Annotated in this window: 10 protein-coding genes; 6 read left to right on the top strand and 4 right to left on the bottom strand. The window is 48.6% G+C overall.

The features are described 5' to 3' along the window. Positions 1 to 126: 126 nt before the first annotated feature. From nuoC to ndhC, 3 genes are all read right to left on the bottom strand, one after another. Complete coding sequence (nuoC, locus tag JFC05_RS03960) at positions 127 to 1,917, bottom strand: NADH-quinone oxidoreductase subunit C/D (protein WP_198335861.1); 1,791 nt, start codon at positions 1,915 to 1,917, stop codon at positions 127 to 129. A 145-nt stretch (positions 1,918 to 2,062) separates the two neighbouring features. Continuing rightward, a complete protein-coding gene (locus JFC05_RS03955) occupies positions 2,063 to 2,731 on the bottom strand; it encodes a NuoB/complex I 20 kDa subunit family protein (RefSeq protein WP_075101453.1) in 669 nt (222 codons plus the stop codon). Between the two features lie 123 nt (positions 2,732 to 2,854). Continuing rightward, positions 2,855 to 3,478 (bottom strand): NADH-quinone oxidoreductase subunit A, encoded by a 624-nt coding sequence (gene ndhC, locus JFC05_RS03950; protein ID WP_198335860.1) that lies wholly within the window; start codon positions 3,476 to 3,478, stop codon positions 2,855 to 2,857. Positions 3,479 to 4,488: 1,010 nt separating this feature from the next. Between ndhC and JFC05_RS03945 the strand changes: the two genes are divergently transcribed. The 6 genes from JFC05_RS03945 to JFC05_RS03920 all read left to right on the top strand — a co-directional run bounded on the left by JFC05_RS03945 (position 4,489) and on the right by JFC05_RS03920 (position 11,884). Further along, positions 4,489 to 6,522 carry a UvrD-helicase domain-containing protein gene (locus JFC05_RS03945; RefSeq protein ID WP_075101451.1) on the top strand — a complete coding sequence of 678 codons (2,034 nt, stop codon included), beginning with the start codon at positions 4,489 to 4,491 and terminating at the stop codon, positions 6,520 to 6,522. Positions 6,523 to 6,685: 163 nt separating this feature from the next. Next, on the top strand, positions 6,686 to 8,089 hold the full coding sequence (gene mgtE, locus JFC05_RS03940; protein WP_198335859.1) for a magnesium transporter: 1,404 nt from the start codon (positions 6,686 to 6,688) through the stop codon (positions 8,087 to 8,089). Between the two features lie 118 nt (positions 8,090 to 8,207). After that, positions 8,208 to 8,672, top strand: coding sequence for a dUTP diphosphatase (gene dut, locus JFC05_RS03935; protein WP_105244957.1), 465 nt, complete (start codon positions 8,208 to 8,210; stop codon positions 8,670 to 8,672). A gap of 104 nt (positions 8,673 to 8,776) precedes the next feature. Then, positions 8,777 to 10,660: a phosphohexomutase domain-containing protein gene (locus tag JFC05_RS03930; protein ID WP_198335858.1), complete on the top strand. Its 1,884-nt coding sequence runs from the start codon at positions 8,777 to 8,779 to the stop codon at positions 10,658 to 10,660. A gap of 63 nt (positions 10,661 to 10,723) precedes the next feature. Next, a complete protein-coding gene (gene argB / locus JFC05_RS03925; RefSeq protein WP_198335857.1) occupies positions 10,724 to 11,635 on the top strand; it encodes an acetylglutamate kinase in 912 nt (303 codons plus the stop codon). A gap of 18 nt (positions 11,636 to 11,653) precedes the next feature. Next, positions 11,654 to 11,884: a hypothetical protein gene (locus tag JFC05_RS03920; RefSeq protein ID WP_105244954.1), complete on the top strand. Its 231-nt coding sequence runs from the start codon at positions 11,654 to 11,656 to the stop codon at positions 11,882 to 11,884. Positions 11,885 to 11,948: 64 nt separating this feature from the next. Here the strand turns inward: JFC05_RS03920 and JFC05_RS03915 are convergent, their stop codons facing one another. Further along, the gene (locus tag JFC05_RS03915; RefSeq protein WP_198335856.1) at positions 11,949 to 12,308 is read right to left on the bottom strand and encodes a hypothetical protein; all 360 of its coding nucleotides are present in this window, start codon (positions 12,306 to 12,308) and stop codon (positions 11,949 to 11,951) included. Positions 12,309 to 12,454: the final 146 nt, after the last annotated feature.

Raw genomic sequence — 12,454 nt, 5'->3', positions numbered from 1 at the left:
CAGCCTTATCGTCACTGACATAAAGACACTGTATGATATTGACAGGTGATCGCATTTTGGCGTGCCATCAGGCAATAATATATTGATTGACTTATCTTAAAAAAACACTCATCTCAAATCACAGCGCTAGCGGTCACAGTCTGCCATCACAATATCAATCGATGCCAGATACATAATGGCATCAGAGACCAAGGATCCATTAATCACTGACGGCATCTGCTGCAAATGAGCAAATGTCGGGGTGCGAATACGAGTGCGATAACTCATCGTGGCTTTGTCAGACGTGATGTAATAGCTGTTGAGGCCTTTGGTCGCTTCTACGATGGTGGCACACTCACCCGCTGGCATCACAGGGCCCCAAGAGACAGAGATAAAATGGTTGATCAGCGTCTCAATGTCATTTAGCGTACGGTCCTTTGGCGGTGGTACCGCTAGCGGATGGTCGGCCTTGTACGGGCCTTGCGGCATGTTGTCCATACACTGGCGGATAATACGCAGCGACTGGCGCATCTCTTCGACTTTTACCATACAGCGATCATAAGCATCACCGTTGTAGCCAACTGGCACTTCAAAGTCAAAATTCTCATAACCCATGTATGGACGCGCCTTACGCAGATCAAAGTCCACCCCTGTCGCGCGTAGACCGGCTCCGGTGACACCCCAAGCCAAAGCCTGCTTGGCATTGTACTGTGCCACGCCTTGAGTACGACCCTTGAGCACACTGTTTTGTAGTGCCGCTTTGACATACTCATCCAAACGCTTGGGCATCCACTCCAAAAACTCACGTACCAAGCGCTGCCAGCCACGCGGCAGGTCAGCAGCCGTACCGCCGATACGGAACCACGCTGGATGCATACGGTAGCCGGTGACGGCTTCGATGACATCATAGGCTTTTTGGCGGTCGGTAAACATATAAAATACCGGCGTCATGCCACCGGCATCCTGAATAAAGGTACCGACATACAATAGGTTGTTGGTAATACGGAAAAACTCGCTCATCATCACGCGGATGGTCTCAGCGCGCGGCGGTACCTTAATACCAGCGAGCTTTTCCACCGACATGATGTAGGGCAGCTCATTCATCACCCCGCCCAGATAATCGATACGGTCGGTATAAGGGATAAATGAGTGCCACGTCTGACGCTCAGCCATCTTTTCTGCGCCGCGATGGTGATAGCCAATATCAGGAATACAATCAACGACTTCCTCGCCATCGAGCTGTAGTACCAAACGAAAAGCACCATGCGCTGAAGGGTGGTTAGGCCCGATGTTCAAAAACATAAAGTCTTCATCGCGGCCCGAGCGCTTCATACCCCACTCTTCTGGGACAAAGCGCAGGTTTTCTTGCTCGTATTGTTGTTTTGCCGCGTTTAGGAAATACGGCGTAAATTCAGTGGCGCGCGCGTGATACTCTTTGCGCAGTGGATGGCCTTCCCAGTATTTCGGCAATAAGATGCGCGTCAGATGTGGATGGCCACTAAAGACAATCCCAAACATATCCCAGACTTCGCGCTCATACCAGTTGGCATTTGGCCAAATCTGCGTGGCGCTCGGCAGCGTCAAATCGTCTTCATTTAGCGCCACTTTGATACGCACATCACTATTGCGCTCAAGCGACATTAAATGATAAAACACCGTAAAGTCGCTATCTGGCAGACCGGCACGGTGCTGGCGCAACCGCTCATCTATCGCGGATAAGTCAAATAGCATGACATAGGGCTTGGGCAACTTGCGCAAGAATAACAATATCTCAAGCAAATCTGCGCGCGCCACCCACACCGTTGGAATCTCATCAACCGTATGCTGCACCACAAACTTGCCAGCATATTTATGGGTAAGCTCTTGGATGACTGCTGGAGCAGGCTTGCTCTTAGGACCCCTATTGTTAGGATCTGTGTTTTCGACTACCGTGACCATGAATGATGTATTCCTTCATTAATCATAACTAAACGATGTTAATCATAACCGAACTGTGATGGGCGTACGCGTACTGAGTACGTCTACGAATTATTAACGATAAAACCCTCGCCAGACTACATAACCGCTGGCGCTAACAGCGCGCTTAGATACTGTCTGGGCTGCGCAGGTTTTTTACCGCGATACGGTCTGCCTGTTTGCGATCGCGCTCAGGCGTCATTTGCGGCTGGTAGATACCCTGCTCATTGACATGGACACCCAGCGGACGGCGCTCTTTGGTAATAGACTCTTGTAGCAGCATCAGCCCCTGAATCAGCGCTTCTGGACGCGGCGGACAACCTGGCACATAAACGTCGACAGGGATAATCTTATCCACACCTTGTACGACAGAATAGATATCATACATACCGCCTGAGTTGGCGCAGGCACCCATTGATATGACCCACTTTGGCTCTAGCATTTGCTCATAAAGACGCTGGATAACAGGGGCCATTTTGACAAAACAAGTCCCAGCAACGATCATCACATCGGCCTGACGCGGCGAGGCGCGAATGACTTCGGCACCAAAGCGCGACAAGTCATGAACCGCAGTTAACGTGGTGGCATATTCGACATAACAGCAAGAGGTACCAAAGTTAAATGGCCAAAGCGAGTGCTTGCGACCCCAGTTTGCTGTTGAATGGACAAGGTCTTCGAGACGACCCATAAAGACGTTTTTATTGACTTCATCTTCGATAGGGTCTTTGACCGTTTGACTGGTCTGAGCAGGATAGGTATCTGCATCAGGGTTGGCTTTTGTTAATGTGTATTTCATAACATACAACCTTTATATGGGGCACTGCAGGACAATCATCTTGCCACCGCGCGCGCCCATTATTCATAAGTGATCATTGATATACCATCATAAAACCCTAAGGTTTTGTACAGCTTGACCGTCTTAACGCTCAACACTGTCTTTTTGCGCAGACGTGGCAAAATCCACGGAAGTCACATTGCCCGTGGTATTGATATGATCGATATTTTGTAGATGGCGACGATTGGTCTCGATATTGTTTGAGACATTGATCTGCCCTGATGACTGCGCTGGGACTTTACCTGTCGGATCGATCATCAGCTCGTGCGCGCCATCAAAACGGGTGATGTCTGCCAAATTAAAACCAGCTGGCGCGGCATGTAGCCGAGGTTTTTTGCGGCGCTTGTCCGCTGGTGCCCAGTTCATCGCGCCCAGACTCAGCTCATATATCAGACCGATGATTAAGATTGTGATAAAGATGGCGGCGGCAGCAAACCCTAACCAGCCGGCTTCGCGCACTGAAACGGCATACGCATAAAGATACAGCGCTTCTAAATCGAAAATCACAAAGAAAATCGCTACCAAATAAAATTTGGCAGACAGACGAATACGGGCGTTGCCTGCTCCGACAACACCCGCTTCAAATACTTCTTCTTTTTGTGAGCCTTGAGAGCGACCGCCAAGTAAACGCGGCACGACCAGCATAAAAACAACTAGCCCAATGGCGGCTAAGATAAAAGCAATTGCTGACCAATTAAAAGCAGACATGATAATACGTGCTCCTCACCCAATCGAGTATCAAGCGCCGCGCAGAGACTGACCAATAAGGGTCGGTGAGCGGCAGGCTTGACGCAGACGAAAACACAAAGCGACTGTCATTGAGCCACTGACTGTATTTAAGTAACGACTAAATAACCATATTAGGTACTGTGCTGGTAATAGCCAATTATCAAGTGTATTGACGACGATGTCAGACATGACCAACTGTAGAGGTTCCGCTAGACATACGGAGCAAGCTGGTCATCTAACCCCGCTTGTAACAACGTAAGATCAACTTATTAAATCAATATCATATCGCACTGCTTACTTAATTGATTTAATAACTCATTACACGTAGTCAACAATGGACGAGACAACTGGCATAAATTATTTACGTACTATACGCATTTCAGTGCCCAAAAGCTAGTTTTTAACTGTATTGGACGGTCACTTTCTCTATAAAAAAAATATGTTTTTTTTACTATAAATTATGATATAGACATTACCTTATATTAACCCCAAATCCATAAATTTTACTTATAATTGATACCATATCATTATTGAGCAAAACCACTTGGCTTTACTCGGCATCTCTGCGCGGCCATCTCCTCCCCAAAGTCGTTGTTTTTGCTTTATAATACCTCACCGAATTTTAATTATGTCTCGCCATTGGCACAAAGACACCTTTGGCAGCATCTCAATCATCTTCGGTAATGATAAACCTACAGCACGATATCTGATGAAAAATCTTAGCCTATATTGGCAATATTTGTTTGTCCCTCTTAGATGACAGTGATGGTTTATTTTTATCCAGTGGCTGTCGGTACAGTGTTTATACCGCTATAGTCAGTTCACTATAAAATGTTATAGCAAGGCTGATAGAAATTTTTGCAGCCTCTGTCTGCAGCGGCATAGCACGCCAGAAAATTTTTATCGGCCTTTCTGGTCAATAAACGCATGACGCTTTTATTTAGAATCGACGATATTTTATCTTTTGCTTTTGTCTTACAGGTCACGTTATGAGTCAACTCAATCCCAAACAATCCGAGGCCATGCTCTACGTCTCAGGCCCACTATTGGTGCTGGCGGGTGCCGGCTCTGGTAAGACATCAGTGATCACCCGCAAGATTGCGTATCTAATTGAAGAGTGCAACATGCCAGCAGAGCGTATCACCGCGGTGACCTTTACCAACAAGGCGGCGCGCGAGATGAAAGCGCGTGTCAGCAAGCTACTCCCTAGCGAAAAGATGCGTGGTCTGACGGTCTCAACCTTTCACCAATTTGGTCTGCAGTTTTTGCGTTATGAGCTGATGCATACGCCGCTCAAGGGCAATTTTTCTATCATGGACAGCGACGACAGTAAGCGCCTGCTGATGGAGCTGATGATGCGCGACAACCTAAGCGGCGCTGAGAGTCGTGAGCTGGTCGGCAAAGCCATCAAGATGATCTCAGACTGGAAAAACGACTTGATTGAGCCGGATAAGGCGATGGAGACGCTAGACGATCCAGAAGACATGATCTTTGCCACGCTATATGGTCTATATGAGCGCAATCTGCGTGCGTATAACGCTGTGGATTTTGACGATTTGATCGTCTTGCCGACCAAGATACTACGTGAAAACAGGGAGCTGCGCGACAAATGGCAAAACCGCATTCGCTACTTATTGGTCGATGAGTATCAAGATACCAATACCGCCCAGTATGAGATGATCAAATACTTGGTCGGGCCGCAAGGTCGCTTTACCGTGGTCGGTGATGACGATCAGTCGATCTATGCGTGGCGCGGTGCCAAACCTGAAAACATGGCACTGCTCAAAGAAGATTTTCCCAAACTAAAAATCGTCATGCTCGAGCAAAACTACCGCTCGACCACCCGTATCTTGACCTCAGCCAACGCGGTGATTCTTAACAACGAGCATTTATTTGAAAAAAAGCTCTGGTCGGATAAAGGCCAAGGCGAAAAAATCCGCATCATCAACTGCCGTAATGACGATGATGAGGCCGAGCGGGTCGCCAAAGAAATCGTCACGCACAAGCTGCGCTTTGGCAACGAGTGGGAGCAATACGCGGTGCTTTATCGCAGTAACTTCCAAGCACGTATGCTCGAGGCACAATTGCGCCAATTGCAAGTGCCTTATAAGCTCTCTGGTGGTCAGTCGTTTTTTGCGCGCAGTGAGATCAAAGACATCATGGGTTATCTGCGCCTGATATTAAACCCAGAAGACGACAGTGCGTTTTTGCGTATCATCAATACGCCCAAACGCGGTATGGGGCCTGCGACGCTTGAGAAGTTAGGCTTATTTGCCCAAGAGCATAGTATCTCCTTACTCGCCTCTTGTACCCATGCGGGCCTTTCGCACGTATTGCCATCCAAAGCCTATGGTACGATAAAGGAGTTTGGCGAGTTTATCGAACACTATACCCGCGAGCTGGATCAGCACCCTGACCCTGTGCCCATCGTGCGCCAGATGATTGATGAGACAGGCTATATCGACTTTGTCCGTAGCGATGCCAAGACGCCGCAGCAAGAAAAAAACCGCCTTGACAATATCGACATGCTCTACACCAGTATTCAGTCGCTGATCAACCGCGCAGAAGACGATGAAGATCGCACCATTGATACCATCATTCGCAAACTGGTATTACTCGATATGCTCGAGCAACAGCAAGAAGAAGAAAACACCAATAAAGTCAATCTGATGACCCTGCACGCGGCCAAAGGCTTGGAGTTTGATTTTGTCTATATCATGGGATTAGAAGAAGAGATGCTGCCGCATCGCAACTCTATCATCAGTGAGACCATCGAAGAAGAGCGGCGTTTGATGTACGTGGGCATCACCCGCGCGCGCCGTGAGCTGACGCTGACGCTGGCAACTCAGCGCCGCGCTGGTGGACAAATGCGCGTCACCTCCGAGTCGCGGTTTTTAGATGAGCTGCCAGAGGATCATATCGACTGGCCTGCCAAAGCCAAAAAGAAAAAAGCCAGCAAAGACCCTGAAAAAGTCGCTGATGAATATTTGGCCAATATTCGAGCATTATTGGGCAATCGTTAACGGTTACTAAACGTTCAGCGAGCGCAGTTCGTCCCCGTCTTTGTTATCATAAGGGCACAGCACAGAAAACATCGACATGGCTGCGTGATGAGACAACTACCGAGTAAATTGAAGACACGCCCTAGTACCTGTCCTAGCATTTGTAAAAAACATTGGAACCTTTATGCCTACGCCACCGCCTGAACAAGAACGACCATCGACCCTGCAAGGAGATTACAATCCTGCAGAGTATAGCGCTGAGTACAAGCTGCTGTATCTACAAAGTCTGGTGGCTGACAGGGCATTTGAAGACATTACCGCGTTTTTAGAAAAGCAATCAGAGTATGAAACTGCCAGCTTACTTGAGTCTTTTCCAACACAAGACCGCCTGCTGATTTGGGAGCAAGTACCCGATAATATCAAAGGTGAGGTGCTGGCCGAGCTAGAAGTCGATACGCGCCAGCCATTGATGGAAAACATCTCATCCAAAGAGATATCGCTGTTTACACAAGACCTTGACGCGCAAGACATCTCGGAGATTTTGGACACGGTGACCGACAGCGTCCGCACCTCGGTGATGGCGACGCTGGACGAAGATATCCGTGTGCAGGTCAATAAGCTCGACACCTATGCCGATTGGGAAGTCGGTCGCTATATGGACCCTGATACCATTCAGGTCAGAGACGACATTACGCTGGCTGAGGTACAAGACTGGCTGCGCGACAATGACGATCTGCTCGATGACGAAAGCCAAGAGCTGTTGGTCGTCGATCAAAGCCAGCAGTTGCTTGGACTGCTAAGCTTGGTGGATTTGATCAAACATGATCAAACCACTTTGGTGTCAGCGCTTATCGACCCTGCTATCACCATCAATGATCGCCTCGATATCACCGATGCGGCGGCGATTTTTCGCTCAGAAGACATTCGTTTTGCCCCTGTCATCAACAGCCATGGCGAGCTGGTCGGTCAGTTGAATGCCGAGGACATCATGGAGATTATCCAAGATGATGTCGATAGCACCATGAAAAACCTCGCAGGTGTCAGCCAAGATGAGGAGCTGTTTGCCCCTATCTTGACCAGCGCCAAAAGCCGTAGTATCTGGCTCGGTATCAACCTGTGTACTGCGCTATTGGCGGCGGCGGTCATCGGTCAGTTTGAGGCGGTGTTGGCAAAAGTGGTGGCGCTGGCGATTTTAATGCCCGTGGTTGCCAGTATGGGCGGTATCGCTGGCTCGCAAACATTAACAGTCGTCATTCGTGGTATAGCGATGGGTCAAATTGGTGGCTCCAACCGCCTATGGCTACTGAACAAAGAGCTGTGGGTCGGCGCGATAAACGGTATGATATGGGCGATAATCATGGCGTTTATCGCCCAATTGTGGTTTCATGATATCAAGATCAGTGCGGTCGTTGGCTTGGCAATCGCCATCAATATGACTGCAGCCAATGTCTCAGGCATTAGCATTCCTTTACTGCTAAAACGCATGAATATCGACCCTGCTCTATCAGCGTCGGTGATTTTGACCACCGTCACTGATATTGTCGGTTTTATGTCGTTTCTGGGCCTAGCAAGTGTGCTGATACTGTGAGTGAGCACCAAAGCAGTCATTGACTTTTTTGTTTTTACAAAGCCAATCGGCGTCGCCTGAATCAGGCATTTTTTTTGAATTTAATTTACAACCTATCCAATCGTTGAGTGAGTGCGTTATGCAAGCTGTACAAGTAAAAGTGTTAAACCCGAAAATCGTTGAAGACAAGGCATTTTCTTTGCCGACACGTGCAACCGATGGCAGTGCTGGTATTGATTTGCGCGCCTGTATCGATGCGCCTTTGACCATCAAAGCAGGGGAAACACATCTTGTCGGTACAGGTCTGGCTGTGTATATCGAGGACCCTAATTATGCTGGGATGATTCTGCCGCGCTCAGGGCTGGGCCATAAGCACGGTATTGTTTTAGGGAATTTGGTGGGTTTGATCGATGCCGACTACCAAGGCGAGCTGATGGTCAGTATTTGGAATCGTAGCGCTGCGGATTTTGTATTAAACCCAGCAGAGCGCATGGCGCAGTATATTGTCGTCCCTGTCGCTCGCCCTGAATTTACCGTGGTGTCAGAGTTTAGTGATACCAGTGCGCGCGGCGCAGGCGGTTTTGGTCATTCAGGTCGCCAGTAGACCGACTTGCTTTTTTTGACTATTTAATAACTGTCGCTTGAATGGAAGACAGGCTCTAGAAAACCTCTACTATTTTAACCATCACGCCATAAGGAGAGTAAGCGATGCCATCTTTTGCTGCCCAGCAATCCTTATTTCGTGCTTATGATATTCGCGGGCCGCGGCAGCATTTTACCACCGATTTTATTCAGGCATTGGGGCACGCTTTTGCCCATCTGTATCAAACCGCCGAATACCGAGACACCAGTGCTGATATGGATGCTTTGGCAAATGTCGATCCGTCAAATATCAGTCGGCCAAACACGGATCCGCACAGCATCAGTCAGCAGCATATCCTTCCTAATACCATAAACAACACCAACAAACAAAGCATCGTCGTCATCGGCTACGATGTGCGCTGCAGCAGTGATGACATCGCACATACCTTAGCGACTATCTTGGCACAGCATGGCCTGCATGTCATTCAGCTCGGTTTGGTGACCACACCGATGATGGCATATTGGGCGGCGCAATATCAGGGACATGGCATTATGGTGACCGCCAGTCACTCGGCCAAAGACATCTTAGGCATAAAATGGCTGGTAAACCATCAGTCCCCTAGCTGTGCTGAGATTCAAGCGCTCTATCAGCAGCTGGCGCCTCCTGATACGCAGCTTGCTTTGACTGCAGCGATAGGTTCGCTGGGGCATCTGCCAACGGAGCAAGTGAGTCATGGCTATATCGACGCCATTTATCATGTTTTTAGCCAGCTATATCCTCTATACCCTATAAGTGGTGAGCAGGCCTGTGATAAAGCATCGCCCCATCACGGACAATACAGCGCAGCCCAGCGGCCATGCAGCGACTGGCGCTATGCTGCGCCCAAGCTTGAGCTGACGGTAGTGATCGACTGTATGCACGGGGCGACCAGTCACATCGCTCAGCCTTTATTTCAGCGTTTTTGTCAGAGCGTTGTCATGCTTAACGATACAGCAGACGGTCATTTTCCTTTGGGTAACCCCGACCCTACTGAGCCAAGTCGGCTCAAACAGTTGCAGCAAGCGGTCACCACGCACAAAGCCGATATCGGACTGGCGTTCGATGGCGATGGCGACAGGCTGATGGTCGTCGATGAAAATGGCAAGACGGTGATGCCAGATCATCTGTTGTATCTACTGGCAAAATCCGCGCTCTGCGATAGCGCGCCTAACCCAGCGTCAACCGCGGTGCCTCAAGTACTGTTTGATGTTAAGTGCTCCCACCATCTGCCTGCATTGCTGGCCGAGCTGGGCGCTGAGCCTATCGTGAGCAGGACGGGGAGCAGTCTGATGCGCCAGCAGATGCAGCATACCGATAGCCGCATTGTCTTTGCAGGCGAGCTATCGGGGCATTTTATTTTTAATGACAAGCGTTTTATCGCTTATGATGATGCCATGTACGCGGCATTACGGCTATTGCATGGATTGGCCGCTCAGCCGGACGATGCTATCAAAACATCCTTAGCAGCTATCACCCAAAGCCTGCCTACGCTGGTCAGTACCGCCGATCATTATCTGCCAGTACCGTATGCCCTCACGCGCGAGCGCTCTATCGTGACGCAGCTACAGGTTTTTTGTCAGTATATACAGCAGCTCATGGATGCGGCCTGCGAGCAGTCCGATATAGCAGAGTCTCAAAAAGATTGCTTGGTCAATCCTACCTGCAGCCACACAGTTACTAATGAACGCTCGTCTTGTGATTGTATAGCGCAACAGCCCGCTATCACCTTAGCGCAGGCGCGGCAGTTATTGCCTATCGGCACGAGACTGAGCTGTATCGACGGTGTGCGCTTGGATTTTGCGCATGGTTTTGGCGTATTGCGGCAGTCCAATACCAGTCATCACCTGACCGCGCGCTTTGCAGGTGATAGTCTTGACGATTTAAAAGAAGTACAAAACAGATTTGCCGCTTTGTGCCGACCCTTTGATCAAAGACTGGCAGAGCAAATCATCGCGATTGCTGCTGAATAACTTATCACCCCCACTTTTTTGGCTTATATTTTTGACCCTGTACCTTTACCGTAGGAGTTTGTAATGACGCTTAATCTAGACGATGCCAAAATCACTGCTGAAGTATTGACCACTGCCCTGCCTTATATTCAGCGCTTTGTCGATAAGATCATTGTGGTCAAATACGGCGGTAACGCCATGACTGACCCTGCGCTTGAGAGCTCATTTGCCCGTGATATCGTCTTACTCAAAACCGTTGGCATGCATCCTGTCGTCGTTCATGGCGGCGGCCCCCAGGTGGACAACCTGCTAAAAGAGTTGGGGCGGCAGTCTGATCGCATCGATGGTATGCGTGTCACTGACAAAAGCACCATGGATGTCGTCGAGATGGTACTAGGCGGCAGCGTCAACAAATCTATCGTCAGTCTCATCAACAAACACGGCGGCCGCGCTATCGGCCTAACTGGTAAAGATGCTAACTTAATTCAAGCAAAAAAACTGATGATGGACAAAATAGGTGCCGATGGCGTCGCTGTACCTGTGGACTTGGGGTTCGTCGGTGATGTGGTGAGCGTCAACAAAGACGTGATCAATATGCTCATCTCCTCTGACTTCATCCCTGTCATCGCCCCACTTGGCGTCGATAGCGAAGGGCATACTTATAATATCAATGCCGACTTGGTGGCCGGTAAAGTGGCGGAGTTTTTGCAGGCAGAAAAACTCATGCTCTTAACCAACATCAAAGGGGTATTGGGCCGTGACGGTGAAGTGGTGACTGGACTAACACCTAAGAAAGTCGATGGCTTGATTGAAGATGGTACGATCTCAGGCGGTATGATTCCCAAGATTCAATGTGCACTTGATGCGGTGCGTAGCGGTGTCAAAAGTGCGGTTATCGTCGATGGTCGTGTGCCTCATGCGACCTTACTGGAGATTTTTACCAACGAAGGCGTCGGTACCTTAATCAGTCGTGACCTTGATGCGGCCATGCTTTAGCTTCTTGAGGAGTCAATCATGCCGCTGTGGCTGTGGTGCCTACTGTTTGTTTTAGAGAGCCTATATTGCTGGTGGATTATTGGCTACGGCGGTGCGCGCTGGATAGAGGGCTGGAAGTCGTTCTTTATGATTGAGTGGTTTGCGCTTGATTGGACAGCAGAGCAAATTCGTCTTTACGTGCTCATTATTTGGTGCTTCAGCGCGATTTGGTTTGTCGTAGGTATTATAAAGCCCGAGCTTAGACTCTAAGCTCGGGCTTTTTAACTGTTTATCAATTTTATGACCCATCAACATTCATTCAAACAAGATGAATTTAATAAGCACAGAACTCAACAGAACTATGGTAACTATTGCCATAAACCTTCATATAGTGATTGCCTTTGCTCTCAGTAATATAAGACGTTTCATTATCATAGCGGTCACCGTCCAATCGACCACTTGGCCCTGAGACGTAAGCCACATTGATGCGATCATCGCCGACATTACGAATTACTAAATTCTGGTCTGCTGCAAGCCATAAACGAAACACTTTTCCATCTTTGATATTGCCTGTAAAGTTACCGCAATAGCTGTCTTTTGCAAAGGTTACTTTAGTTGATGAGTCTGCCGCCTGTACGCTTGTGGCCATTATAGGTGTTGCTGCAAGCGTAGCCATCAGTAATAATTTTTTCATCATTCTATCCTCGAACATTAGGGTCTATTGAATATTCAGATATCGTGCTGGTAGCACATCTGAATATTCAATAAACCCTATGAATTAGTAAACTTAATTCTACCTATGAGAGCATAGTTTATTATTTGTCAAAGTGACAGCTTTTT

Origin of the sequence: Psychrobacter celer (assembly GCF_016107555.1) — a bacterium.
Taxonomy (GTDB): Bacteria; Pseudomonadota; Gammaproteobacteria; order Pseudomonadales; family Moraxellaceae; genus Psychrobacter; species Psychrobacter celer.
Note: the sequence above shows the minus strand (reverse complement) of the source record. Positions and strands in the feature narration are given on the sequence as shown.